29 protein-coding genes are annotated in these 23,329 nt (G+C 39.3%); 8 read left to right on the top strand and 21 right to left on the bottom strand.

The window, feature by feature from the left end; genetic code table 11:
* Positions 1-2 precede the first annotated feature (2 nt).
* Positions 3-989 (top strand): LacI family DNA-binding transcriptional regulator, encoded by a 987-nt coding sequence (locus N8O80_RS08450; protein WP_261027837.1) that lies wholly within the window; start codon positions 3-5, stop codon positions 987-989.
* A gap of 29 nt (positions 990-1,018) precedes the next feature.
* On the opposite strand, the gene N8O80_RS08445 is transcribed toward N8O80_RS08450, so the two are convergent.
* The 11 genes from N8O80_RS08445 to hisS all read right to left on the bottom strand — a co-directional run bounded on the left by N8O80_RS08445 (position 1,019) and on the right by hisS (position 9,180).
* Positions 1,019-1,960, bottom strand: coding sequence for a YitT family protein (locus N8O80_RS08445; protein WP_261027835.1), 942 nt, complete (start codon positions 1,958-1,960; stop codon positions 1,019-1,021).
* Positions 1,938-3,701: an aspartate--tRNA ligase gene (gene aspS, locus N8O80_RS08440; protein ID WP_261027833.1), complete on the bottom strand. Its 1,764-nt coding sequence runs from the start codon at positions 3,699-3,701 to the stop codon at positions 1,938-1,940. Before aspS ends, N8O80_RS08445 begins: the two co-directional genes overlap by 23 nt.
* Positions 3,702-3,855: 154 nt before the next feature.
* The gene (locus N8O80_RS08435) at positions 3,856-4,086 is read right to left on the bottom strand and encodes a hypothetical protein (protein WP_000832184.1); all 231 of its coding nucleotides are present in this window, start codon (positions 4,084-4,086) and stop codon (positions 3,856-3,858) included.
* Positions 4,087-4,103: 17 nt separating this feature from the next.
* The gene (locus N8O80_RS08430) at positions 4,104-4,742 is read right to left on the bottom strand and encodes a CPBP family intramembrane glutamic endopeptidase (protein ID WP_261027831.1); all 639 of its coding nucleotides are present in this window, start codon (positions 4,740-4,742) and stop codon (positions 4,104-4,106) included.
* Positions 4,743-4,751: 9 nt separating this feature from the next.
* Positions 4,752-5,450, bottom strand: coding sequence for an ABC transporter permease (locus tag N8O80_RS08425; protein ID WP_261027829.1), 699 nt, complete (start codon positions 5,448-5,450; stop codon positions 4,752-4,754).
* Positions 5,443-6,267, bottom strand: coding sequence for an ABC transporter ATP-binding protein (locus N8O80_RS08420; protein ID WP_261027828.1), 825 nt, complete (start codon positions 6,265-6,267; stop codon positions 5,443-5,445). Before N8O80_RS08420 ends, N8O80_RS08425 begins: the two co-directional genes overlap by 8 nt.
* 10 nt (positions 6,268-6,277) lie before the next feature.
* Entirely contained in the window at positions 6,278-7,018 is a 741-nt protein-coding gene (locus N8O80_RS08415; RefSeq protein WP_261027826.1) for a DUF3169 family protein, read from the bottom strand.
* Positions 7,019-7,020: 2 nt separating this feature from the next.
* A complete protein-coding gene (locus N8O80_RS08410; RefSeq protein WP_201058635.1) occupies positions 7,021-7,218 on the bottom strand; it encodes a hypothetical protein in 198 nt (65 codons plus the stop codon).
* Positions 7,218-7,424 carry a helix-turn-helix transcriptional regulator gene (locus N8O80_RS08405; RefSeq protein ID WP_001176227.1) on the bottom strand — a complete coding sequence of 69 codons (207 nt, stop codon included), beginning with the start codon at positions 7,422-7,424 and terminating at the stop codon, positions 7,218-7,220. The genes N8O80_RS08410 and N8O80_RS08405 overlap by 1 nt, the downstream gene beginning before the upstream one ends.
* A 9-nt stretch (positions 7,425-7,433) precedes the next feature.
* Positions 7,434-7,628 (bottom strand): aspartyl-tRNA synthetase, encoded by a 195-nt coding sequence (locus N8O80_RS09850; RefSeq protein ID WP_261027822.1) that lies wholly within the window; start codon positions 7,626-7,628, stop codon positions 7,434-7,436.
* Positions 7,629-7,899: 271 nt separating this feature from the next.
* Positions 7,900-9,180: a histidine--tRNA ligase gene (gene hisS, locus N8O80_RS08395; protein ID WP_261027821.1), complete on the bottom strand. Its 1,281-nt coding sequence runs from the start codon at positions 9,178-9,180 to the stop codon at positions 7,900-7,902.
* A gap of 167 nt (positions 9,181-9,347) precedes the next feature.
* Between hisS and N8O80_RS08390 the strand changes: the two genes are divergently transcribed.
* The gene (locus N8O80_RS08390; protein WP_001206380.1) at positions 9,348-9,689 is read left to right on the top strand and encodes a metal-sulfur cluster assembly factor; all 342 of its coding nucleotides are present in this window, start codon (positions 9,348-9,350) and stop codon (positions 9,687-9,689) included.
* A 212-nt stretch (positions 9,690-9,901) separates the two neighbouring features.
* On the opposite strand, the gene ilvD is transcribed toward N8O80_RS08390, so the two are convergent.
* A complete protein-coding gene (gene ilvD, locus N8O80_RS08385) occupies positions 9,902-11,605 on the bottom strand; it encodes a dihydroxy-acid dehydratase (protein ID WP_000137343.1) in 1,704 nt (567 codons plus the stop codon).
* A gap of 184 nt (positions 11,606-11,789) precedes the next feature.
* Between ilvD and N8O80_RS08380 the strand changes: the two genes are divergently transcribed.
* The 4 genes from N8O80_RS08380 (at position 11,790) to rpmG (ending at position 13,499) form a co-directional block, all read left to right on the top strand.
* Entirely contained in the window at positions 11,790-12,797 is a 1,008-nt protein-coding gene (locus tag N8O80_RS08380) for an SPFH domain-containing protein (RefSeq protein ID WP_004269911.1), read from the top strand.
* Positions 12,798-12,799: 2 nt separating this feature from the next.
* Entirely contained in the window at positions 12,800-13,000 is a 201-nt protein-coding gene (locus N8O80_RS08375; RefSeq protein ID WP_000796544.1) for a type II toxin-antitoxin system antitoxin, read from the top strand.
* A 151-nt stretch (positions 13,001-13,151) separates the two neighbouring features.
* Positions 13,152-13,334 (top strand): 50S ribosomal protein L32, encoded by a 183-nt coding sequence (gene rpmF, locus N8O80_RS08370; RefSeq protein ID WP_000290417.1) that lies wholly within the window; start codon positions 13,152-13,154, stop codon positions 13,332-13,334.
* A gap of 15 nt (positions 13,335-13,349) precedes the next feature.
* Complete coding sequence (rpmG, locus tag N8O80_RS08365) at positions 13,350-13,499, top strand: 50S ribosomal protein L33 (RefSeq protein ID WP_001265622.1); 150 nt, start codon at positions 13,350-13,352, stop codon at positions 13,497-13,499.
* A 170-nt stretch (positions 13,500-13,669) separates the two neighbouring features.
* On the opposite strand, the gene N8O80_RS08360 is transcribed toward rpmG, so the two are convergent.
* From N8O80_RS08360 to N8O80_RS08340, 5 genes are all read right to left on the bottom strand, one after another.
* A complete protein-coding gene (locus N8O80_RS08360) occupies positions 13,670-14,785 on the bottom strand; it encodes a site-specific integrase (protein WP_261027812.1) in 1,116 nt (371 codons plus the stop codon).
* Complete coding sequence (locus N8O80_RS08355) at positions 14,778-14,981, bottom strand: DUF3173 family protein (protein WP_000498227.1); 204 nt, start codon at positions 14,979-14,981, stop codon at positions 14,778-14,780. Before N8O80_RS08355 ends, N8O80_RS08360 begins: the two co-directional genes overlap by 8 nt.
* Positions 14,982-15,197: 216 nt before the next feature.
* Positions 15,198-16,529, bottom strand: coding sequence for a Rep family protein (locus tag N8O80_RS08350; RefSeq protein ID WP_261027810.1), 1,332 nt, complete (start codon positions 16,527-16,529; stop codon positions 15,198-15,200).
* A gap of 518 nt (positions 16,530-17,047) precedes the next feature.
* A complete protein-coding gene (locus N8O80_RS08345; RefSeq protein WP_261027808.1) occupies positions 17,048-17,461 on the bottom strand; it encodes a hypothetical protein in 414 nt (137 codons plus the stop codon).
* 21 nt (positions 17,462-17,482) lie between these two features.
* Complete coding sequence (locus N8O80_RS08340; protein WP_261027806.1) at positions 17,483-17,947, bottom strand: DUF3450 domain-containing protein; 465 nt, start codon at positions 17,945-17,947, stop codon at positions 17,483-17,485.
* Between the two features lie 245 nt (positions 17,948-18,192).
* On the opposite strand from N8O80_RS08340, the gene N8O80_RS08335 reads away from it, so the two are divergent.
* The gene (locus tag N8O80_RS08335; RefSeq protein WP_261027804.1) at positions 18,193-18,675 is read left to right on the top strand and encodes a helix-turn-helix domain-containing protein; all 483 of its coding nucleotides are present in this window, start codon (positions 18,193-18,195) and stop codon (positions 18,673-18,675) included.
* A gap of 229 nt (positions 18,676-18,904) precedes the next feature.
* The gene (locus N8O80_RS08330) at positions 18,905-19,468 is read left to right on the top strand and encodes a hypothetical protein (RefSeq protein WP_261027802.1); all 564 of its coding nucleotides are present in this window, start codon (positions 18,905-18,907) and stop codon (positions 19,466-19,468) included.
* Positions 19,469-19,719: 251 nt separating this feature from the next.
* On the opposite strand, the gene rpsD is transcribed toward N8O80_RS08330, so the two are convergent.
* The 4 genes from rpsD to N8O80_RS08310 form a co-directional block, all read right to left on the bottom strand.
* Positions 19,720-20,331: a 30S ribosomal protein S4 gene (gene rpsD / locus N8O80_RS08325; RefSeq protein ID WP_000092756.1), complete on the bottom strand. Its 612-nt coding sequence runs from the start codon at positions 20,329-20,331 to the stop codon at positions 19,720-19,722.
* Between the two features lie 194 nt (positions 20,332-20,525).
* The gene (locus N8O80_RS08320; protein WP_261027801.1) at positions 20,526-21,578 is read right to left on the bottom strand and encodes a sensor histidine kinase; all 1,053 of its coding nucleotides are present in this window, start codon (positions 21,576-21,578) and stop codon (positions 20,526-20,528) included.
* Positions 21,575-22,273: a response regulator transcription factor gene (locus tag N8O80_RS08315; RefSeq protein ID WP_261027799.1), complete on the bottom strand. Its 699-nt coding sequence runs from the start codon at positions 22,271-22,273 to the stop codon at positions 21,575-21,577. The genes N8O80_RS08320 and N8O80_RS08315 overlap by 4 nt, the downstream gene beginning before the upstream one ends.
* 123 nt (positions 22,274-22,396) lie before the next feature.
* The coding region (locus tag N8O80_RS08310) for a fibronectin-binding SSURE repeat-containing protein (RefSeq protein WP_261027797.1) at positions 22,397-23,329 on the bottom strand (933 nt) is incomplete at its 5' end.

Here is a 23,329-nt window from a genome sequence, read left to right as displayed (position 1 = left end):
TTATGCCCGTTACGATTAAAGACGTGGCCAAGGCTGCTGGTGTTTCGCCTTCAACCGTAACCCGTGTTATTCAAAATAAATCAACCATTAGTGACGAAACAAAAAAACGCGTTCGCAAGGCTATGAAGGAGCTCAATTACCACCCCAACCTCAACGCTCGTAGTTTGGTAAGCAGTTATACCCAAGTTATCGGCTTGGTCCTTCCTGACGACTCAGACGCCTTCTATCAAAATCCTTTCTTCCCATCTGTCCTCCGTGGTATCGCCCAAGTCGCATCTGAAAACCACTATGCAATTCAGATTGCAACAGGTAAAGATGAAAAAGAGCGCCTTAAAGCGATCTCACAGATGGTTTACGGCAAACGTGTGGATGGTTTAATCTTCCTTTATGCCGAAGAGGAAGATCCCTTGGTCAAACTGGTCGCTGATGAGCAGTTTCCCTTCCTCATCCTAGGAAAATCCATTTCACCCTTTATCCCTCTTGTTGACAACGACAATGTCCAAGCTGGTTTTGATGCAACCGAATATTTCATCAAAAAAGGCTGCAAACGAATTGCCTTCATTGGAGGGACTAAACGACTCTTCGTAACGCAAGACCGTTTAACAGGCTATGAGTCAGCACTCAAACAATACCAACTGCCTATTGATGACAATCTGACCTACTTTGCAAATGAATTTCTAGAGGAAAAAGGGTATCAGTTTAGTAAACTCCTCTTTCAGCATGATCCGCAGATTGATGCTATCATTACAACCGATAGTCTCTTAGCCGAAGGGGTCTGTGACTATATCGCTAAGCACCAACTGGATGTCCCTGTTCTCAGCTTCGACTCAGTCAATCCCAAGCTCAACTTAGCAGCCTATGTTGATATCAATAGCCTAGAACTTGGTCGTGTTTCTCTTGAAACTATTCTCCAGATTATCAACGATGCTAAAAGCAATAAACAAATTTGTTACCGTCAGTTAATCGCCCACAAAATTATCGAAAAATAAAAACCAGCTCGCGCTGGTTTTTTTAGTTACTAATTATCTGTTTCAACGAACCGTCCCAAAATATGAACATTCTCCGAGACAGAGACAAAGGCGCTTGGATCCACCTGTTTCATAATCTGTTTAAATTCATTAAACTCTGCACGGGTAATGACAGTGATTAAAACTGGCTTTCTTTCGTGATTATAGGTTCCTTCTGCATCGTGGATCATGGTTGCTCCGCGGTGCAATTTTTTATGGATTTTTTCAATTACCTTGTCTGGATGATTGGTCACAATCATAGCTTGCATGCGTTTTTGCTTGGTAAAGACCGCATCTGTCACACGGCTAGAGACAAAGATGGTAATCATAGAGTAAAGAGCGTATTTCCAACCAAAGGTCACACCTGCTATCAGCATGATAGTCCCATTTACCAAGAAAGAAATACTACCGACGTTCTTACCCGTTTTCTTTCGAATGGTCAGGCTGACGATATCCGTCCCACCACTGGAGATATTGTTGCGAAGAGCAAAACCAATCCCCAAGCCCATGACAACACCCCCAAAAAGGGCATTGATAATGGGATCCTCAGTCAAGGTCGCTACAGGGACAAACTGGATAAAGAAGGAACTCATGGATACCGTGATAAAGGTAAAGACGGTGAACTTATGGCCAATCTGATACCAAGCCAAGACCATCAAAGGGAAGTTAATGGCGTAGAAGGTTAGCGAAATCGGAATATGAAAACCAAACCAGTGATTACTCAAGGCAGAGATAATCTGTGCCAGACCTGTCGCACCACTCGAATACACATGCCCTGGTTGGAAAAAGAAATTGACCGCTACTGCTGATAGAAAACCATAGACCAAAGAGGCCGAAATCTTTTCGTCATATTTTTCGCGAGAGATACTTTGTAAGACACGTAAAATTTTTATCTGATAAGCAAAGCGGCGCAGATAATAGCGCCACCGCTTAATTCGTTTTGCTTGTTTCATCTTCTTCTACTTGTAAGCTGAGTTCCTCTAGTTGTTTGAGAGCTACTGTTGAAGGAGCTTGTGTCATTGGGTCAGTTGCCTTGTTGTTCTTAGGAAAGGCGATGACTTCACGGATATTTTCTTCTCCTGCTAAGAGCATAACAAAGCGGTCAAGCCCGATAGCCAAACCACCGTGTGGTGGGAAACCATAGTCCATGGCTTCAAGAAGGAAACCAAACTGGTCATTTGCTTCTTCGGCTGAGAAACCAAGAGCCTTGAACATGCGTTCTTGAAGGTCTTTTTGATTGATACGAAGGCTACCACCACCAAGTTCATAACCGTTCAAGACGATATCGTAAGCAATGGCACGAACCTTCGCCAAATCACCTTCTAATTCGTGAGCAGTCTCTTCCTGTGGAAGTGTGAATGGATGGTGGGCGCTCATATAACGACCTTCTTCTTCAGACCATTCAAACATCGGCCAGTCAACTACCCAAAGGAAGTTGAATTTATCGTTATCAATCAAGCCAAGCTCTTTGGCAATACGTCCACGAAGGGCACCAAGAGTTGCATTGGCCACTTCAAGCGTATCTGCCACAAAGAGAACCAAGTCCTTATCTTCAAGAGCAAGCGCTGTTGTCAATTCTGCTTGGATGCCAGTCAAGAACTTAGCAACTGGTCCGTTTAATTCTCCATCAACAACCTTGACCCAAGCAAGACCTTTGGCACCATATTGTTTGGCTACTTCCGTCATCTTGTCAATGTCTTTACGTGAGTAGTTGTCCGCAGCTCCTTTGACCACAATGGCTTTTACAGCAGGTGCTTCTGAAAAGACTTTAAAGTCTATACCTTTGACTACTTCTGTCAGGTCCTGAAGCAACATGTCGAAACGCGTATCTGGCTTGTCAGAACCGTAAAGAGCCATAGCGTCATCGTATTTCATACGAGGGAATGGAAGTGTCACTTCGATGCCTTTAGTTTCCTTCATCACGCGCGCAATCAAACCTTCTGTGATATCTTGGATTTCTTGCTCAGTAAGGAAAGACGTTTCCAAGTCGACCTGAGTGAACTCAGGCTGGCGGTCACCACGCAAGTCCTCGTCACGGAAACATTTAACGATTTGGTAGTAGCGGTCAAAACCAGCATTCATCAAGAGTTGTTTCGTGATTTGTGGACTTTGAGGAAGAGCATAGAAATGCCCTTTATTAACACGAGATGGCACCAAGTAGTCACGCGCCCCTTCAGGCGTTGACTTAGAAAGGAATGGTGTCTCCACGTCGATAAACTCCAACTCATCCAAGTAGTTGCGGATAGAGTGGGTCACCTTAGCACGAAGTTTAAGATTTTCCAACATTTCTGGACGACGAAGGTCAAGGTAACGGTAACGTAAACGTGTATCGTCATTGGCCTCAATCCCATCCTTAATCTCAAATGGGGTTGTCTTAGCTGTATTAAGCACTGTCAGAGCTGTCACGTTTAACTCAACTGCACCAGTTGGCAACTTATCATTGGCTTGCTCACGCGCAGCGACCTGTCCAGTCACCTCGATAACAAATTCGCTACGAAGGCTTTCAGCTGTTGCCATAACCTCTGCAGATACTTTTTCAGGGTTGATAACCAACTGCATGATTCCTTCACGGTCACGAAGGTCGATAAAGATCAAACCACCAAGATCACGACGACGGCCAACCCATCCTTTCAAGGTCATTTCTTGTCCGATGTGTTCCTCACGAACACGACCAGCATACATACTACGTTTCATTGTTTCTCTCCTCTTTTATTCTGTTACTATTTTACCATAAAAGCGCAGGCTCTTCATGAAAATCAGCAGAAAAGTTTGTCAGTCTTTAAAAATCAAGTGAAGACTCTAAAAATTAACACCAATAAAAAAATCCGATGAAGTTCACCGGACTCTTTTATTTTGAATTTTTGCCTGCTTTACGCTTTTCAGCGATTTCGGCTGCCTTTCGAGGCAAGACAATTTCCGTTGTATAAGCTGTCCCAAAGCGCAAGACACCTGCAATAGGGGCAAAGACAACTGCTAGATAGTTGTAGAAGAAATCGCCCTTAAAGGCATAAGCTAGCGCTCCAATGATGAAAAATAGAACAACTGCTTGAATCACTGCTAATAAAATTACTCGTTTCATGTGACCTCCTGACTCTATTATAGCATGAGAATCATCAAAAAGCTGACTAAATTATTCAAAGCGTGGAGAGAAATACTGTAGACCAGACCTTTTCTGCTAATATAAGCCAAGCCCAAGCTAAAACCAAGGCTAAAATAGACAAAAAATTGTTGCACATCACCTGGGAAATGAATCAAGGCAAACAGAAGACTAGATACCAGAAGGAACAGAACCTGTTTGCTCTTGTCCTGCTTAGGGAAGAGATAGCGTGCCAGCATTCCTCTAAAGATAAGCTCTTCTGTCAAAGGAGCAAAGACCACCACCATAAAGAAAGCAAATGCAGGCTGTTCCACTGTCAGTTGAGATACGATTTGTTGACTGACCGACGGATCTTCTGGTAAAAAGAACTGGGCTGTAATAGCCACTAGCAAAACCAGAGTAGGCAACCAGATATGACGATTAAAAGCTGTTGGCTGGATGCTAACCTTTTCTGTCTGATACCATCTGTAAACTCCATAAACATAGGCCCCTGACAGGGCGATATAAAGTGGTAAAACTCCATATATCGAAGCCCCTAGTCCAAGAGCTGACAGAGCCATACTCTGAACCAGACCATAGATAAAGAAAAAGGATAGAATAGCTAGAAGAAACCAGCCAAGGTTTTTAAGTAGTTTCATAAAGGTCTCCTATCTTGCTTTATAGCTGTTTTTCAATACAAAGAGGTTTGCTATTCCTAACACAAGTACCCAGGCAAGTAACATGCCGATATTAGAAAAGGATATTTCCCCGCCTTTTTTATTTAAAAGATTTACAATTGGACCAACGAACGAGTAATCCAACACTTTCTGAATCGTATCATTTTGAAGAGCAATTATAGGTAAAAAAGAGACAATTAACATAGGGAAGATACTATAAACTTGCGCTTTAGATTGAGTATCTGACACCGCACCGATTAGAAGGTTGAGAAAAATAATACTAATCGTTGCTAGGAGCAAATAGATAACGTAAGCAAATAAATAACCAGATACATCTACTTTAAGATAGATGGGAAGTACAATCATAGCAACCAACATTATCAGAATAGGGAGAACAAGCATACTGAAAGTATATTCTGTTGCTGTCACACCACTTAGGATGAGTGATTTAAGATTTCGTTTTTCCTTATCTTCTGCCATCATAATCGATACCATATAACCACTTCCCATGCTCAAGACCATCGTCAAGCTAGAAGATAGTAAAAATAGGCTCAATTGTCCATCCTTATTTAAAAATTCATTATATAAAACAGCAATACCAAAAGGCATCAATAAAGTCGCTAACAAAGTTGAATTGCTAATAAGAACTTGCACTCTTAACCATAGTAGGGCATTTAATTTTCTAAACATCTAACTTTTCTCCTGTCAATCTGATAAAGATTTCTTCTAAAGTTGGCTCACAAGAGTGAACCACCATCAAATCTGTCGTGTCTAAATGTGGCAATTCTTCAAATGGAACTATCTGTTCTCGTTCATCTTTATAAACTACACGTACTTTCTTATCCACATGATACTTCTGGATAATATCTTGTGGACTTCCATACTCTATTAAGTTTCCCTTATTTAAAAGAGATAAGCGATCACAAAGCAGAGTTGCTTCATTCATATCATGCGTGGTCAGAAAGATAGTTGTCCCCGCCTGCTTTAATTCTTGAAGTAGGGTATGAATCATCTTAGATGTTGTAGGGTCTAAGCCACTGGTTGGCTCATCTAGGAAGAGGATCTTAGGAGCATTCAGAAGGGCACGAGCCAAGAACATTCGTTGTTTCATTCCTGTAGATAGTTTTTCTGCGATGATGTCTTTAGCATCTGCCAATCCAACCTGGTGAAGTACCTGATTTACTCTATCTGACTTGAGACCATATAATTTAGCATAGATGAGAAGATTTTTGTAAAGACTCATCTTTTCATAAAAACCACTGCCATCACTAACAATACCAATTTGTTCCAAATCATTTGAGGTTAAATCTTGAGAATTCTTGCCTAACAAAACTGTTTTACCTTGATCTGCAGCCAACTGACCTGTCAAGACGTTGATCATGGTTGTTTTACCTGAGCCAGAAGGTCCAAGAAAACCAAAGATTTCACCCTCCTTAATCTCAAAAGAAATCTGATGAAGAGCTTTTTTGCTCCCAAAACTTTTGCTTACATTTTCAACACGAATCATAGAAACTCCTTTATTTAAAATAACGTTTCACCATAGGCAACTGCATCACATTGATATAAACATGGATTGCTCCTACAAGCAATAAGGACAGTAATTGAATCTTTCCTGTCAAGAAAGAAATGATAAAAAGAAAAATATATAAGATTGGCAAGACATACTGATTTAATTGGAATAAAATCCGAAAACTCTGTTCCAAATTAGCCTTGCGCTCCCCTTCATCGTAAGAATCGAAATGCTCTAAGATATCCTTTGGTGTAGAGAAAAATACCAAATCAAACTGGCGAACAATCGCAATGGTCTTAAAAAGATATTTTTGAACACTGAAAATCAGCACTAATGCCAAAAAAGAAAGAGGTAAGGTTATATGGCTTCCATTTAGTACAACCATTTCACTTGCTGAAATGAAGAGAGCTAATAAAATCGCTACACTTGCAATATTAAAAGCAATGGTTCCAAACTCGAGATTTCGATACATTTGCACATAATAGCTTTCATTCAGATCATCATCCATTTCCTCTTGATACAAGGAATGAAATTTTCTGCTTTTCTTTAAGAAATTGAATGTCAAAAGTATGCTAATGAAACCTAACACTAAACAAATAGCTGATATCCATGGTATCAAGATTTTTACATCTAACATAATTCCGTGGGATTCAGCAAGTGCCTTAAACATCCCTACAAACATGGCCAAAAAAAATCCCAAGACAATAGACATTAAAAATAACAATCCACGTTTCTTTTTCTTTTTCATATTCATTCTCCTTTTTCACTTGCTAGATTTTTGGATTTCTTTTCAATCCATTCAATTACTGGTATGAGGGCAAAATAGGCCCAAACAAATTGGTTACTTTGATAGGGACTAAACCAGCCTAAGTCTATCCCAATCAATAGAAATACGCTGATTAATAGAGCTACGACAACTACATAATAGATCACTTTATACTTGTTCATCACTCATCCTCCTCTAAGCGAAATACCGATTCGACTGTTTCGTTGAAAATTTGAGATATTTTCAGAGCAATGATAATGGATGGGGTGTACTCATCCCGTTCTAGTAGACTAATGGTCTGCCTGGAAACTCCTGCCAGCTTGGCTAAGTCGGTTTGATTGAGACCATCGCGAGCTCGAAGCTCTTTGAGACGATTTTTTAGCTGCATGTTACACACCTACTCTCCGTCAAATTCAACAGCTTGGATATCCTCAATACGTTGCAACTTGAATTTTTCTTTCCCATTTTTATCAACATGACGTAGTTTGACCCATTCCTCATCAACATCCACAACTTCCCATAAAGATGTTCCAAGCACTTGTCCAACGATTGTTGGTTTTTTTCCAATCAATTCTTTTAATAATCTTGACATTTCTATATTTCCTTTCTCTTTTCTTTCGATTACCTTTAACCTCTTCTCTAACCGCTTGATTTTTTTAGATTGACTACTATAAATCAAGACGAGAAAAGGGAAAAAAATCCATACCCACATGTGACTCCCTCCTATTTCTTTATTTCTTAACTTGCTTACATTGTAACACATCTTTTTCTTTTTGACAAGCATATTTGTCAAAAAGTTTATGATTTTTGTCATTTTGCAAAAGAAAAAGGTCAGAGTAGTTTTCTGACCAGTTTTTCTGTTATTAAAACCCTAGTTTTTCAAAGATTTCTGAGAAGTTTTGGCTGATAGTCTCAAGCGACACTTGCACTTCTTCTCGGGTTTGGTTGTTCTTGACCGTCACTTGTCCGCTTTCGACTTCACTCTCTCCTAGGGTGATGAGGGTCTTAGCCGCAAAGACATCGGCTGACTTGAACTGAGCTTTGAGTTTACGGTTGAGGTAATCACGCTCTGCTTTGAAACCTTGTTGGCGAAGGGCTTGTACCAACTCCAAGGCCTTGACATTTGCCCCTTCGCCCAAGACTGCGATATAGACATCTAGGGCGTTTTCAATAGGGAGGGCTACACCTTGCTTTTCAAGAATGAGAAGCAGGCGCTCTACACCAAGTCCAAAACCAAATCCAGCAGTTTCAGGGCCTCCAAAGTAAGAAACCAAACCATCGTAACGACCACCCGCACAGACTGTCAAGTCATTGCCCTCAATCTCTGTGATAAACTCGAAAATGGTGTGGTTGTAGTAGTCCAGACCACGCACCATATTGGTATCGATGATATAGTCTACTCCAAGATTTTCCAACATCTGACGCACAGCATCAAAATGAGCTTGGCTTTCTTCATCAAGGAAGTTCAAGATAGAAGGAGCATTCTCCACTGCCACCTTGTCTTCTTTTTCCTTAGAGTCCAAGACACGGAGAGGATTTTCCTCCAAGCGACGTTGGCTATCCTTAGACAAGGTCTCCTTGAGCGGTGTCAAATAGTCAATCAAGGCTTGGCGGTAGGCTGCACGGCTCTCAGGATTTCCAAGAGTGTTAAGATGTAATTTGACACCTTGGATGCCGATTTCTTTCAAGAAATGGGCTGCCATCGCGATAGTTTCCACATCGGTAGCTGGATTGCTAGAGCCAAAACACTCAACCCCAATCTGGTGGAACTGGCGCAAACGCCCTGCCTGCGGACGCTCATAACGGAACATAGGTCCCATGTAGTAGAACTTGCTTGGCTTTTGCACTTCTGGCGCAAAGAGTTTATTTTCCACATAGGAACGGACAACGGGCGCAGTTCCTTCTGGACGGAGGGTAATATGACGGTCACCCTTGTCATAGAAATCATACATTTCCTTGGTTACGATATCCGTTGTATCTCCGACAGAGCGGCTGATAACCTCGTAGTGCTCAAAAATAGGCGTGCGCACTTCTGCGTAGTTATAGCGCTTGAAAATCTCACGGGCAAAGCCCTCAACGTACTGCCATTTGGCAGACTCAGCAGGTAAAATATCCTGCGTTCCTTTTGGTTTTTGTAATTTCATAGGGAATCCTCTTTAAACTTAATAGTCTTATTTTACCATAAATAGAGGGATTAAAACAGTGAGAGAAGAAAATCTCAAGAGAGTCTTTTCAGAAAATTCATCAAAAACTTGCCAAATTGTCAGAATTATGAGAAAATAGAGGATATTTATCACGTGGAGGGACTGTAATGAGAGAGGATATCAAAATCAATGACCGTGCTTTGGCCTTGCAAGACCAAATTATCGAAAAGCTAGAGAAGGTTTTTGATACAGATGTGGAATTGGATGTTTACAATCTAGGGTTGATTTATGAAATCAATCTGGATGAAACAGGTCTCTGCAAGATTGTCATGACCTTCACCGATACAGCCTGCGATTGCGCAGAGAGTTTGCCTATCGAAATCGTGGCAGGTTTGAAACAAATCGAGGGCATCGAAGATGTTAAGGTTGAAGTTACCTGGTCACCTGCTTGGAAAATCACACGAATCAGTCGCTACGGCCGTATTGCCCTTGGACTACCACCTCGTTAATACTCTTCAAAAATCTCTTCAAACCACGTCAGCGTCGGCTTGTCGTAGATATGGTTACTGACTTCGTCAGTTCTATCCACAACCTCAAAGCAGTGCTTTGAGCAACCTGTGCCTAACTTTCTAGTTTGCTCTTTGATTTTTATTGAGTATAAGCAGGCAAATCACTTTTGAAGATAAAAATAAGCAAGCCGAAGTTGGCTTGCTTTTTGAGTTTATTTTTTACCTGACTTGTCCATATTCCAGAAGTCTGTCACGGCTCCGCGTGAAGCAGATGATACGATATGGGCATATTTACCGAGGACACCACGGCTGTAAAGTGGTGGCAAGGTTGTTTCTGCCTTGCGTTTTTCAAGTTCTTCTTCAGATACAGCCATGGAAATTTCTTTGGTATCTTGGTCAACCGTAACGATATCGCCTGTACGGAGGTAGGCAATTGGCCCACCATCCTGAGCTTCAGGGGCGATATGTCCAACAACCAGACCATAAGTACCACCAGAGAAACGTCCGTCTGTCAAGAGGGCAACTTTGTCTCCTTGACCTTTACCAACAATCATTGATGAAAGTGACAGCATCTCAGGCATACCAGGACCACCCTTAGGTCCAACGAAACGAACAACGACTACATCGCCATCAACGATTTCATCTGTCAGAACGGCCTGGATAGCATCTTCTTCCGAGTCAAAGACCTTAGCTGGTCCAACGTGACGACGCACTTTCACACCTGACACCTTGGCAACCGCACCGTCAGGAGCAAGGTTCCCGTTCAAGATGATAAGCGGACCGTCTGCACGTTTTGGATTTTCAAGTGGCATGATAACTTTTTGACCTGGTGTGAGGTCTGCAAAGTCAGCCAAGTTCTCAGCGACAGTCTTACCAGTACATGTGATACGGTCCCCGTGAAGGAAACCATTCGCCAAGAGATATTTCATAACCGCAGGCACACCACCGACTTCGTAGAGGTCTTGGAAAACATACTGACCAGATGGTTTCAAGTCGGCCAAGTGAGGCACACGTTCTTGGATCGTATTGAAGTCCTCAAGAGACAAGTCAACATTGGCCGCATGGGCAATGGCAAGCAAGTGAAGAGTGGCATTTGTAGAACCACCGAGAGCCATGGTTACAGTGATAGCATCTTCAAAGGCTTCACGAGTCAAGATATCTGATGGCTTAAGACCAAGTTCCAACATCTTAACAACAGCACGTCCTGCTGCTTCGATATCTTCTTTCTTATCAGCTGATTCAGCTGGGTGAGATGAAGACCCTGGCAAACTCATCCCGAGAACTTCGATAGCAGTCGCCATGGTATTAGCTGTGTACATACCACCACAGCCACCAGGGCCAGGGCAGGCATTACATTCAAGACGTTTCACGTCCTCAGCTGTCATGTCACCGTGGTTCCATTTTCCGATACCTTCAAAGACAGAAACCAAGTCAATGTCTTTGCCATCAAGATTTCCCGGTGCAATGGTTCCACCATAGGCGAAAATAGCTGGGATATCCATATTGGCAATGGCAATCATAGAACCAGGCATATTCTTATCACAGCCACCGATAGCGACGAAGGCATCCACGTTGTGACCACCCATAGCCGCCTCGATAGAGTCTGCAATGATATCACGAGATGTCAAAGAGAAACGCATACCAGGCGTTCCCATGGCAATACCGTCCGCTACAGTGATAGTCCCAAACTGCACAGGCCAAGCACCTGCAGATTTGACACCTTCTTTAGCCAATTTCCCAAAGTCATGCAAGTGAATGTTACATGGTGTATTTTCCGCCCAAGTCGAAATTACCCCAACAATCGGTGTTTCAAAGTCCTTATCTGTCATACCAGTCGCACGAAGCATGGCACGGTTTGGTGATTTTACCATACTATCATAAATGCTACTGCGGTGACGTTTATCTAATTCAGTCATTTATTCCCTCCCATTTCAGTTTTTACTATTATAGCACATTTTAAAAGCAATGAACAGAAGAAAATTCTTGAATTTTCAGAAAATTCTATACAGAAATATTTTCTTTAAAAATGTTACATTTATTTCTTGACTTTATAAATTAAAGTGATATCATTTAGATATCAAATAATAGGAGGTCATTCTTATGACTGAAAAACTAATCAATTCAAAACCAAATGGTGTATTCGCATTGATTCTCATTGAATTGGCGCTCGTACTCGGTATCTTTATATTTATAATGGGTGTTGGTTCGGAAAACATTTTTGGAATTATTATCGGACTTTTATTAAGCTTAATTGCAGGCCTAGCTCATGCTGGTTTAAAAGTTGTCAAACCTCAGGAAGCTCTGGTTTTGACCCTTTTTGGTAACTATACAGGTACCATCAAAGAACCTGGTTTTTACTTTGTTAATCCCTTCAGCGTAGCAGTCAACCCTGCAAATCACACTAGACTGGGACAAAGTGGTGATGTTAGCACAAAATCTCCTTTGTCAGGAATGAAATCATCAAATGGCAATGATGTAAACATTGAAATTGGCAAAAAACAGATTTCCCTCAAGGTTATGACCTTGAGCAATTCTCGCCAAAAAATCAATGATTGTCTAGGAAATCCCGTAGAAATCGGGATCGCGGTAACTTGGAGAGTTGTTGATACAGCCAAAGCAGTCTTCAATGTGGACAACTACAAAGAATATCTTTCATTGCAATGTGATAGCGCCCTCCGAAATATTGTCCGCATCTATCCTTACGATGTCTCTCCTAATGTGGATACTACAGGTGACGGGCAAGCAGATGAAGGTAGTCTCCGTGGTTCTAGTGAGATTGTAGCTAACCGTATTCGTGAGGAAATCCAAAGTCGTGTTGAGGATGCTGGCTTGGAAATCCTTGAAGCACGTATTACTTACCTAGCTTACGCTCCAGAAATTGCTGCTGTCATGCTTCAACGCCAACAAGCATCTGCCATTATTGATGCCCGTAAGATGATTGTGGATGGTGCTGTAGGAATGGTTGAAATGGCACTAGAACGACTCAATGAAGGGGAATTGGTAGAGCTTGACGAAGAACGAAAAGCTGCCATGGTTTCAAATCTCCTTGTCGTACTCTGTGGCAATCATGATGCACAACCAATTGTCAACACAGGAAGTCTTTACTAAAGATGGCTGAAGCTAAAAAGAAGCAGATCCCCCTTCGACTCTCAACAAAGTTATACGCTGCACTCGCATCATGGGCAGAAGATGACTTTCGTTCAGTCAATGGGCAAATCGAATATCTCCTCACAGAATGTGTCAAACAACGGAAGAAAGACGGAAAATACGTATCAGAAACCATTGACGAACCATTTGAGATTGATATTTAACACCTTCTCCTGTCTGCTAGGACTGACAGGAGAATTTTTTCATCTTTTTTTGTCAAGTAACTTTACTTTACAAAAAAAATGTGTTATTCTAATATGGTTGATGAAAATCAGTAGATTGAATCGAATATAAATACCTAAAGGAGAAATCAAAATGGCAGTACCTGCACGTCGCACTTCAAAAGCGAAGAAAAACAAACGTCGTACACACTACAAAGTAACAGCTCCATCTGTAAACTTTGACGAAACTACTGGAGATTACTCACGTTCTCACCGTGTATCACTTAAAGGATACTACAAAGGACGTAAAATCGCTAAAGCTGCATCAGCTGAATAATAGAAGGGAGATACCATGCGCGTAAATATTACACTTGAACACAAAGAATCTGGTGAACGCTTGTACCTTACTTCTAAAAACAAACGTAACACTCCAGACCGTCTTCAATTGAAGAAATACTCACCAAAACTTCGCAAACACGTTGTGTTTACAGAAGTTAAATAAGAGTTAAATTAGTGAAAATAGCGTTAAATCAACGTTTTAACACTTAATAATAGCCAAGTGGTAACATTTTGGCAACAAAAAAGGTAGTAAGACATAATCTTGCTACCTTTTTATAATCTCCGTTTTCGTATAACAGACTTCGCTAGTGATACGAAAGCCGTGATTTTAATTTATAGTGAAAGTACCCCCTCTAGTTTGTCCGCAACCTCTTTCATAGCAGAGGGGCGAAGATGGGAATAAACTCCCAAAGTCGTCTGTATATCTGCATGTCCTAGCCTATTTTTAAGTTCTAGGTCATTCATACCCAAAGAGAGCAACAGACTAGCATGGGAGTGCCTTAAATCATGTATACGAATACTTTTGACTTCAGCCATTTCTCCATGTTTCTTCATGCTATTAGCAAGCATTGTCTTAGTCACTGGTAAACAGTTATAAGAAAAGACAAAACTTATTTTTCCTAGCTTTTTCTGATGATTTTTCCATAAGGATAGCGCCTTAATCGTCGTATCATCAAGATAGATTTTTCTATTGCTTGAAAATGTTTTTGTAGGGTTAATTTGCCAATTATTTTTATTTTGATAAAACATAGACTTATTGACTTGTACAGCTTTATTCTCAAAATCAACATCTTCCCATGTTAAAGCTTGTAATTCGCTTATCCTCAATCCTGTCATAAAGAGAAATAGAAAACAGATATATTTCAAATGTTCTACAACATCATCTTTTTCAAAGGTTTTAATAAATTTTTCAAATTCTTCTTTTGTCCAAAAATCAACCTTTTTTCTAGTCCTCTTCATATTTCCAACCTGCCGAGCAGGATTTTCGCTCACAACACCCAAAGTAAGCGCCATATCAAATAGCTCTTTTACTGTTTGATGTAAATCTTTTAAATAGTTATTAGATAGCCCCTCTTCCAAGATGTCTGTATGCCATTTTTTTATATGAATAGGTTTAACATCAACCATTTTCATAGGATAAAAATATTTCAATCTTTTCAACTTAGAAGAAAAGGTCATAAATGTCCTGGTAGTCACTTTATTCTTATAGTGAGGTACAAAATACTTTTCCAAAAACAACTCAACCGTTAAAGTCGCACCATGTACAATAGCTTTTTTCGAGTGTTTCGCTATAAAATCATCATACCATTTCTTGGCTTCTGTTTGAGTTTTAAACCCTCTTTTCTTTTTCTGCATTCTTTTACCAGTCACTTCATCAAAACCTAGTGAAGCAACCGCATAATAAGAGCTACTAGCCTTGTCATAATATACATGAGGGATTTTAGGCATATTCTTCCACTTCCTCAAAATTTAATTTTGTACCCAAAATTTCCTCAACAGCTTCAACAGGAACTTGCCCCAATCCCTTAGAATTATAGTAAGCAAAGCCCTTTTGTACCATCAAAGCCTTGGCCTGTTTAATCAAACTATAAGCTTGATAATTTCCAAAACCTAATTTTTTCAAATCTTCTTTTGTTACGAACATAGCATTTTTCTCCTTTTCATGTTATAATTACTTTGGTTTTTTATTTTGATGTGTGATTGATTTTCACGCATCTTTTTTTTGCATCTATTCCATAAATTCCTATCATTTATGAACATATAAATATTATCTAGTTCTTGACTTATCGGTATAAACTTCCCAAAGCGTACTATACGAAAGTCAGTATTTAACCTTTCATCAAAGAAAATCACAATTTTTTTAGTCATTTGTCACGTCCTTTATTTTCTTTGGCAATATTCTAGGATAAATACAATCTTCAAGCAATTTACTTATAAAATCATCTTTATCATCTGAGCAAAATATATCTTCATATTTGAAGTTTAAAACAGCCATAGAACCATCTTTTTTCTGATAAAAATCAACTCCCCTACGTTTCACAACTTCAGAAATATTATATAAACGATTTTCATCTGACCCTTGCTTATAGGTTACATCTAATAAAAAGTTAATTCTCCTAAGGAACTGATTTAGATCCTCTTCCTTAATTTCTCCAAAAAATAATTTTGGTGACTTATAAACAGGCATAATTATCAACCTTGGAACTACCCTTTTATTTTGATAGCGTGCCGACATTCTAGCAGAATTAAGGGGGTCAAATAATTTTAGCCAATCACTTGGAGACATATTATTTTCCCTTAAATCGTCTAATACTAAGATTTCTTCACCATAATAATCATCAAAAGGATTAGCAGAAGAAGCCGAATAGATATCCCCTCTCAAACCTATTTCATTTAATTTACTTTGAACCTGTAAGGCTATTTCTCTAGATAAAGTCGACTTCCCAACTTCTGATTCTCCTTGTATATAAATTACAGTTAATTGATATTCCCCAAGTTCCAAACTTTTTAAACGTAAAAAAGCCTGACGTTCTCCATAAAAATTAAATCGTTCCCTAAATTTCTGTTGATTATTTCCAAAGAGAAAAGCAAGGTTATCGTCTTCCATAACATCATTATAGGTCAATTCTCCTAGTTGAACTTTAGCCAATACCAAATCAAGACTTTCTTCTGATTTCTCACGTTTTCTTGTTGCAGAATAATTCTCAAAATCTTCTTTATTCTGATTGATAAAAACTTCATAGTCAAGCGTATCAAATGTTTCAACATCACTAACAGGATATTGATATTTATCTTTATCTTTTGCATGGATAAGATAAGCTAAAGCGTTGATACGTGTATAACCCCTACCGCCTTTTGATTTTGGAGTCTCGACACGTTCTTTTTCTACCCCTAAAGCCATAGCAACTTTTGATAAATCTATCAATTTTGGAAAATCAATATATCCGTGAATATGAGGTTCGACCAATTTTGTCCCATAGGAAATATCTTTATCATGAACGATAAAAGCCACTTCCACAAATTCATCTTCTTCGACTAGTTCACGGATACGGTCAAAGATTAATCTAAAAATCTTATCTTTATTTTCTTCCCAGTTTTCTAATAGTTTCTTATCCGATACAGTCCAATCCCAATAATCTGGTTTGAGTTGTTGCTCAAATAAGAAACGTCTGTTTCTAATTCTTTTAGTCATTCTTTATCCTTTTCAATTCATGAAAGACTTTTGTATATTTTTTCTATGTTTTCGTTTTTTTATTCTATCATTTTGGATATATACTCTTTTTTTTGGAGAATATATCCACGAATATATCCACGAATATATCCAAGAAAAACCCTTAATTTTTTGGCATTTTTGTTTCCCTAACGCTACGCTGACACCTTCGGTAACGTCCACGGAAAGCTTGCCAATCAAGGGATTACCCTTGGTTTGCACCATTCTATCGTCAAGTCCTAGAATGGCGCTCGCGCATAGGTTTTGGAAATATGGATATATACTCCCCCAAAAAAACTTTTTAACTAAAATTTCTGCATATTTAGGTAGCTTATTGCATTGCCCTATCGGAACAAGTCAGCCAACTAGATGCCCGCTGATACTCGCAACCGCGCAAGGCGAACCGCCTTTTTTGCGGTCGCTATCAGCTACTAGTTAGCTCACTTGTAAACCGATAGGAGCAAGGCGGCTAGCTCCCATCATATACAGAAATTTTAGACTTACATAGCAAGTTTTAGCCCTGAAGCTACCAGTTTGGCGGCTTTATATCCTGGATTTCTACCATCAACCCATAAAGCTTTGACTGCCACATCAAGAAGCTCAACAAATAGAATTTTCCCAAATTCAGCGTGTTCTTCAATTTCCTCAAAACTGCCATAAACTTCAATGATGATAGGCTTAACGTCCTCTTGGTCAATTACGCCATCACTTACAGCCTTAGCAATTCGCTCATCAACGCCCTCTAAATTGTAATGACTCATAATGTCAGTAGGTTTTTTATTTTTGTACTTCATACTTACCCTAGCTTTAGAAAAATCTACTAGAATTTTCTTAGGGATATCAAATTGAGAGCTATCAAGTGCCACCTCTTTAAGTGATACTTCTGAAGTTAATTTAATTTTATTTTTTGCCATAATTTTTTCCTCTTTTTTCTATTATTTTAATTTTGAAAAGAACCCTTTGCCTTGTTTTTCTTCTAAGGCTTCAATTCGTTCTTCTAGCTTTTGTAATCTTCTAATATCGTTTTTCAATGAAATAATCTGAAAGGCTGTATTTTTGTTACTTTCTTTCTGTTTTTCTTGAAATTTTTTCAATTCAGCCACATCTATTTTTAGTGCTCTTTCTTCAGCACTTTTTAAGTCACCCCATATCTCAATGACTGATTCAGACATTTTCTTTGTTTCATCAATTCGCTTAGACAATTTTATAAACTTTTGAAATTCTTCTTCAGTAAACTGATAATGCTCTTTTACATGCTTACGAGTAACATGTATCTTCACCTTCTTAAACTTATATCCTGATAATCGTTCAATAGATATCCGCCATTTTTTTATAGCGCTATATGACTTGCCAGTAGCTTCTACAATATCTTTGTATTCGTAATAATCTTTATAGGCCATCTCCTTTTCTCTTTTCCGTATATATGATATAATTTAATAAGATATTTTTAGGTAGTCTTTGAGGATTTTTTTCTTCAAAGACTTTTTTATACAATCATAAGCGTTTACCCCCTTGAAACCTTTCTATCAAATGTGATATACTTAGTACGTCACTATGTGATATAATTCAATATTATCTCATTTTGAAGTGTTTGTCAACCAAAAACACGTCTTTTTGTGATTTTATTTTGAAAGGTTGTGATTTAATGATAAATTCAAATATATTTCCCCAAAGACTCAAAGAGTTACGACTAAAAAAGGGGTTAACACAAACAGAACTAGGTGAAAAAGTAGGAGTAAAACAGAACACCTACACAAATTGGGAAAACGGAAAAAGAGAACCCAACTTTGAAACGCTTCTAAAATTAGCTTCAATACTTAACACTACAACTAGTTATTTACTGGGAGAAAGTGATATACAGTATGGATATGGAAGTAAAGAATTTGAAGAATACATACAAAATAGCCCTGATATTTTCTCGGAAATATTTATAAATCAAACTAGAGACACAATGAGAGCACTTCCTTATCTAGCAAAGAAAGAAGGGAAAACAACAGATGAAGTTTTTAGAGAAATAACTGAAAATATGTCAGAACAAGGCAAAAAGATCGCAACAGCATTTTACTTAACAGAAACAATAGAAAATATCACAAACGGCAACAATTCGGAAACAACAGAAACAAAATAACCCTATTTTTAGTAACTTAAAACTTATTAAAACTTAATAAAATATAGCGTTTTAGTTAAAACAATAGCTATATGTTACAGAAGTTAAATAATAGGTCATTCCGTTTCATGACTTACACCCTATTAGTTAGACAAAAATATCTAGCTGATGGGGTGTTTTATTATAAAACTAACATTATATAGTCTTTCTCTATATTCTTTCAACTGATACTATTTAAGGAGAAACATTTATGAAAATAAAATTTAAAGAAAGCAATACCATTACTTCCATAAAATACAAATCTTTTCTATTTGTAAAATTGCCACTACTAGCTATTTTGTACGCAGTTGTTATCAACTTCATACTTAGTTTTAAGTTGACAGCTATAAGTGATTTGCTAACGTCTAAAGGCATTATCCCTTTAATTTTAATTATTCTACTGGCTTATCTTGCCTTCAAGAACTATACTTCTTTTAAAGACTTACGTGAAAATTATAAAGCCAAGAATATTGATGGTATTAATATACTAGTAAAACTTATTCGCATACATGATATGGTTAAAGTCAGAGAGCTTGGATTTAACAAAACAATCTATAACTACACATTTTCATGGGAAGATATCATTTTCCCTGCCATTAACAACAATATAAACGGCTCAAAACTTGAACCACTTGTTAAAAAATATTCTTTCCAGGTACTATCTATGAACATTCCCGCAAAAATGATTGGGAATGTGATCTATGTTGATCCCAAGGTGCTTGAAGAATGTATTAAAAATGATATTGAAGAAAAAAATAAACTTTTAAATTTTTAAAGATGGCTTTTATTGAAGTTAGCAATAACAAATGGCTCTTTGTCAACTGTAGTAAGTTGATGAAGAGCTTTTTTTCTAAAGCATTCATGGTAGCACATCCTTTAGACTACTATATCACTTTGAACTATATGGGTCTAATTGCTTATAGACGATGATAGCTGGATACTAAGAGAAATTCAAAAAGCACTAAGGGAAAGCGTCCCAAAGTGCTTAATATCAAGGCTCCAAAGCCTATCTTATTCAATAAAATATTACAACATCTTGTTGTAGAATTCAACGACAAGTGCTTCGTTGATTTCTGGGTTGATTTCGTCGCGTTCTGGCAAGCGAGTCAATGAACCTTCCAATTTTTCAGCGTCGAATGATACGAATGCTGGACGTCCAAGAGTAGCTTCTACTGCTTCAAGGATGGCTGGAACTTTCAATGATTTTTCACGAACTGAGATCACTTGACCTGGAGTTACGCGGTATGATGGGATATCAACGCGTTTTCCGTCAACAAGGATGTGACCGTGGTTTACGAATTGACGAGCTTGACGACGAGTAGTCGCAAGACCAAGACGGTAAACAACGTTATCCAAACGACGTTCCAAAAGAAGCATGAAGTTGAAACCTAGGATTCCGCCTTTGATTTTTGTAGCTTGTACGAACAAGTTACGGAATTGTTTTTCACCTACACCGTAAGTGAAACGAAGTTTTTGTTTTTCAGCCAATTGCAAACCGTATTCTGACAATTTAGAACGGTTGTTTGGTCCGTGTTGTCCTGGTACGTAGTTACGACGTGCCAATTCTTTACCTGTACCTGTAAGTGAAAGGCCAAGGCGACGAGCTTGTTTCCAAGATGGTCCTGTATAACGTGACATGTGAATGTCCTCCTGATATAAATAATATTTCGGTGGAAATAGTCACTTAGAAAGCCCTGATTCGTGCAGATGCCCTTCGCCTAAACAGCCAAGGTTACTTATCATAAGACACCTGTTGACGAGCTTCATGCTTTCCTGCTGATATTTCGCACAAAATCCATTTTACCATGAATGGCTAGATTTGTAAAGGGGTTTTAAGCTTTATTTTCATTGCCAGAGAGGTTAAGAAGGAGGGTAAAGGTGCTTCCTAGGCCGTACTGGCTGCTGACTGTGATTTCCCCACCCAATTGATGGGCCAATTCACGCGCAATCGCAAGACCAAGACCATGACCACCTGTCTTCATGTTACGCGAAGTTTCTACACGATAAAGGCGTTTGAAAATATTCTCCAAATCCTCTGGAGCAATGCCCTGTCCCTCATCAGTCACACTAATTGAAAGCTGGTTCTTCTCCATCTTAGCCACCACTTCCAGCTTAGTTCCTGGAGCTGAGTATTTAAAAGCGTTATTGATCAGATTCACCAAGATACGAGAAAGTTTGGCATAATCTCCCTCAATCCGGGCAGACTCTGGAATTACCTGCAAATGGACATCTCGCTCCTCCTGCTCAATCAAGAACTGAAATTCACTCATGCACTCAATCAAGAGCTGGTCCAGAAAAATGCTGTCTTTGCTGGTCGTTTCCACCTGATTTCTAGCTGTGTTTAGGGTCAAAAAATTCAACTCCTCAACTAGTTTATTGAGTCTTTCCGTCTGACGCCCAATGGTTGCTAGATAATGGTCCTGTTCTCCTTCCTTGATAACCCCATCCAAAATCCCTTCTACCGTCGCTTGGATTGAAGTGATGGGGGTCTTGATATCATGCGAAAGTTGAGCAATCATCAAGCCCTTTTCTCGTTCGCTTTCTTCCAAGGAATCAAAGGTGGCCTGCAAATCATGGGACATTTCATTGAAAGCTTGGCCTAATTGTTGAAATTCTACAGGGCCTTGAACCTCCAGATTTGATGGAAAGTCCTTGTCCGCTACCCGCTTGGCATGTTCCTTGAGTTTACTCAACGAAGTAAAGACCGGCGATAGGAGAAATAGACTAATCCCAGCACCGACAAAACTAGCTATGAGGGTCATCCCCACTAGGAAATAAATTTCTCTTTCTTCAATTAACATTCGCTGGATGGCCCAAAAGACCACGATAATCGTTAGGAGTGTTGAAATGATATACCCTACTAAAATATAACTTTTTAATTTCATTGACTACCTCGCGCTTTCTCAATTTTGTAGCCCAAGCCCCAGACGGTTTTGATGGTCGGTGTTTCTGTACTAGCATGTTTAGCCAATTCCTGTCGCAGAGCATGAATATGAACATTCAAGGTATTAGTATCATCCACGTAGTCTTCTTGCCAGACCTTTTCATAGAGGTCTGTTTTAGAGAAAACGCGCTCTGGATTACTAGCTAAAAGCCATAGAAGTTCGAAGGATTTTACTGTCAAATCAAGCGCCACATCTCCGACTTGGACCTCATGACTACTGTGATTCATTCGTAAATCCCCAAGACTGACGACTTCTGACTCACCTCCACGATGAAGGCGACGCAAGATATTGTGGACACGCAAAACCAGCTCACGGGGGCTAAAGGGCTTGGCAATAAAGTCATCTGCCCCCAAACTTAGACCGTAAATCTTGTCCTGCTCGCTGGTCTTAGCCGTGATAAAGAGAAAAGGCTGATCCGGAGATTGATACTGGACCTCGCTAATCAAATCATAACCATTCATCCGAGGCATCATGATATCTGTAATAATCAAATCAATCGATTTTCGCTTGAAGATTTCTAAGGCCTCTACCCCATCATGGGCCACCAAAACCTGATATCCTGCCTGAACCAGATAACGTTGATGAATATCTGTGATTTCTACCTCGTCGTCAACGAGTAAAATTGTCTTTCCCATCTGTCTCTCCTTTGAAAAAAACAGTGCTATACTACAATAGTATAACACTATTTTCATCGCTTTACGAACATTCTAAACGATATCTGGATTTTTCAAATCCTAGATAGAAAGTCTGTAGCTAGACTAGTCATTTTCCTCTTTTTTAGCTTTCAAACCGAGTCCACCTAGCAGACCTGCCAAAGCTAATCCAAAGAATCCAATAGTAGCCATTGATGTTTGGGCTTCACCAGTATATGGAAGCATGTCTTTTTGATCTTTCATGTGAGCAGCCATCATTGGACTTGACACCTTGTTAGTAGATGCCATCTTGCCTTCATCAGACATTTTGCTTGAGGTTACCATAGGCTGGCTAGCATTCATGGTTTTGTCCTGCTCTTTGTTAGGCATCATCTTATCCTGGCTAGCAGCTGGCATTTGAGATTTCATCTCATTGAGGGACTTATACCCATTCAAGTTCACTGTCAATTCTTTAGTCGCTACGAGATTTGTCAAATCAGCCTTGCCGTCTTTAGCACCGTATACCTTGATAGTTGCTTTATAGCTTTGCGTACCATTTTGTTTCAACAAGTCAAGCAGTTCTTTGTCAGATTTTCCTTGAGTGCCAGCCAAATCCACTTCATAGAAGTAAAGGCCTTTGCCCAATTTCTCTACTGGTGGAAGAGCAGGATTTTTAGCTGAACCGTTGTCTGACCATGGAGCCTTGTCAGAAGCTTTCAAGATAAGACGAGTCAACATGCCGTCACCAGCGAAGAATTCGTATGGAATAACTTGGTTGACGCCGGCTGTGAATGGGCCTGGGAAATTGGCTTTGTCCAAGTAAGTAGCTGGGACATCTACTGTGTCTTTGGTATTGTCAGCCACACCTTTTTGAACTTCAGCTGGAGTGGTCAAGCCATTCAAGTTTACTGTCAAATCCTTAGTCGCTACAAGATTGCTCAAATCAGCCTTGCCATCTTTGGCACCGTACACCTTGATGGTAGCTTTATAGCTTTGAGTGCCGTTTTGTTTTAAGAGGTCAAGTAGCTCTTTATCAGATTTACCTTGAGTGCCTGCCAA

Source organism: Streptococcus mitis (assembly GCF_946190155.1).
Classification (GTDB): Bacteria; Bacillota; Bacilli; order Lactobacillales; family Streptococcaceae; genus Streptococcus; species Streptococcus mitis_CL.
This window is presented reverse-complemented; position numbering and strand designations above follow the sequence as displayed.